The sequence below is a fragment of the Micromonospora sp. NPDC047753 genome (assembly GCF_040642735.1).
Classification (GTDB): Bacteria; Actinomycetota; Actinomycetes; order Mycobacteriales; family Micromonosporaceae; genus Micromonospora.
In genome coordinates, this window is record NZ_JBEYSL010000728.1 from 1 (window position 1) to 2,481 (window position 2,481).

Sequence of the window (2,481 nt, forward strand, 5' to 3'; positions counted from 1 at the left end):
CCTCGACGAAGCGCACCCCGGCGTTGACGAAGAACGAGATCCGCTGGACCACGTCGCCCATCCGTTCGGCGGGCACCTGAGCGGAGTCGCGGACCGCGTCGAGCACGGCGACGGCGGTGGCCAGCGCGAAGCCGACCTCCTGCACGGGCGTGGCACCAGCCTCCTGGAGGTGGTACGAGCAGATGTTCACCGGGTTCCACCGGGGCATCTCGCGCAGCGTGTACGCCACCACGTCGGCGGTGAGCCGCAGCGACGCCGCCGGCGGGAAGATGTAGGTGCCCCGGGACAGGTACTCCTTGATGATGTCGTTCTGGGTAGTGCCGGCGCAGCGGGCCAGGTCGGCGCCCTGCTCCAGCCCGACGGTGCCGTACAGGGCGAGCAGCCACATCGCCGGGGCGTTGATGGTCATCGAGGTGTTCGTCTCGGCGAGCGGGAGACCGTCGAAGAGCGCCCGCATGTCGCCGAGGTGAGCCACCGGCACGCCGACCCGTCCGACCTCGCCGGCGGCGAGTTCGTGGTCCGGGTCGTACCCGGTCTGGGTGGGCAGGTCGAAGGCGACCGACAGGCCGGTCTGCCCCTTCGCCAGGTTGCGGCGGAAGAGCGCGTTCGTCGCCGCGGCCGACGAGTGGCCGGCGTAGGTGCGCATCACCCACGGGCGGTCCCGCTCGGGCAGTCGCCCCGGGAATGGCGTCTCATCCATGGCCGGAGTCTAAGTTACCGTTCAGTAAAAGGAGCTGTGGAAAACCACACAGGTCCATGTCGGGGACGTCCGGGTGTCAAGTTCCCGCAGTGGCGCGGAACGCCACACCCCGGGCACCACGCAGGGCGGGTCAGGACGCACACTGGACGGCATGGATGACGAGCTGGCCATCTCCGTCCGAGGGCTGCGCAAGGCGTACGGCGACAACGTAGCGGTGGCGGGCGTGGATCTCGACGTGCGCCGTGGCGAGGTGTTCGCGTTGCTCGGCCCGAACGGCGCCGGCAAGACCACCACGGTGGAGATCCTTGAGGGTTACCGACACCGGGATGCCGGCGAGGTCTCCGTGCTCGGCGTGGACCCGGCCAACCCCGACGCCGACTGGCGTTCCCGGGTCGGCATCGTGCTCCAGGGCACCGGCGAGTTCGACGAGCTGACGGTGGCCGAGGTGATTCGGCACTTCTCTGGCTTCTACCTCGACGCCGACGACCCGGCGAAGGTGATCGAGCGGGTCGGGCTGGCCGGCAAGGCGAAGGCCCGCACACACACCCTCTCCGGCGGCCAGAAGCGCCGCCTGGACGTGGCCCTCGGCATCGTCGGCCGGCCGGAGCTGCTCTTCCTCGACGAGCCGACCACCGGCTTCGACCCGGAGGCGCGTCGCGAGTTCTGGGAGCTGATCCGCGACCTGGCCGCCGCCGGCACCACAATCGTGCTCACCACCCACTATCTGGACGAGGCGGAAGCGCTCGCCGACCGGGTCGGGGTGATCGCCGGTGGCCGACTTGTCGAGGTCGCCGCCCCCAACCGCCTGGGCAATCGGCAGGAGGCCCTCGCCACGGTCTCCTGGCGTACCCCGGACGGGACGCTGGAAAGCGCGCAGAGCGCGACGCCGACGGCCCTCGTGGCCGACCTCGCCGCGCGTCACGGCGGTGAGGTCCCCGGGCTGACGGTGACCCGGCCGACCCTGGAGGACGTCTACCTCACCATGATCGGACACTCGCGATGACGACCACGACGAAGCCGGCGACGCCGGTCACCGCGACCCGCGGCCGGCGGCCGGGTGCCGGCGCGCTCGCCCTGCGCCAGGGCCGGCTGGAGATCACCCAGTTCCTGCGCAGCCGGGAGTCGGTGGTCTTCACCATGGGCTTCCCGATCATCATGATCCTGATCTTCGCGTCGATCTTCCATGGGACGATCGGCGGTGGGGTGAAGTTCACGCAGTACTTCATCACCGGCATGATCGCGACCGGCCTGATGACTGTGAGCTTCCAGAACCTCGGCATCTGGATCCCGGTCGAGCGGGACCGGGGCGTGCTCAAGCGCTACCGGGGCACGCCGATGCCGAAGTGGGTCTGGTTCGCCGGCAAGGTGATCATGGTGGTGGTGATCGGCATCGCCGAGACGGCGCTGCTGCTGGCCTTCGCGGTGGCGCTGTTCGACCTCGACCTGCCGGGCACCGCCGGGAAGTGGCTCACCTTCGGCTGGGTCGCCGTGCTCGGGGTGATCGCGTGCACCCTGTGCGGCATCGCCATCTCGTCGGTGGCCAGCACCGCCCGCAGCGGCTCGGCGGTGGTCACCCCGGTGTCCCTGATCCTTCAGTTCATCTCCGGGGTGTTCTTCGTCTTCACCGACCTGCCCACCTGGATGCAGCAGGTGGCGGCGCTGTTCCCGCTCAAGTGGATGTGCCAGGGCTCCGGTACGGACGCTGAGCGAGTCGGTCGCCGACCCGCACGTACGGGCCCGCGGGATGCTCCAGGACACCGTGCTGAGCGACGGAACCACAG

3 protein-coding genes are annotated in these 2,481 nt (G+C 69.9%); 2 read left to right on the forward strand and 1 reads right to left on the reverse strand.

From position 1 onward, the window contains the following. The coding region (locus ABZ749_RS33790; protein ID WP_357235134.1) for a methylmalonyl-CoA mutase family protein at positions 1 to 700 on the reverse strand (700 nt) is incomplete at its 3' end. 151 nt (positions 701 to 851) lie between these two features. Here ABZ749_RS33790 and ABZ749_RS33795 point away from each other — a divergent pair. Both ABZ749_RS33795 and ABZ749_RS33800 read left to right on the forward strand, forming a co-directional pair. Then, a complete protein-coding gene (locus ABZ749_RS33795) occupies positions 852 to 1,703 on the forward strand; it encodes an ABC transporter ATP-binding protein (protein WP_357235137.1) in 852 nt (283 codons plus the stop codon). Next, positions 1,700 to 2,481, forward strand: a 782-nt coding sequence (locus ABZ749_RS33800; protein WP_357235140.1) for an ABC transporter permease, incomplete at its 3' end; no start/stop codon positions are given. The genes ABZ749_RS33795 and ABZ749_RS33800, both read left to right, overlap by 4 nt.

Excerpts from the sequence above, each read along its gene's own strand:
- ABZ749_RS33795 (WP_357235137.1), top strand. The coding sequence starts at position 852 with ATGGATGACGAGCTGGCCATCTCCGTCCGAGGGCTGCGCAAGGCGTAC.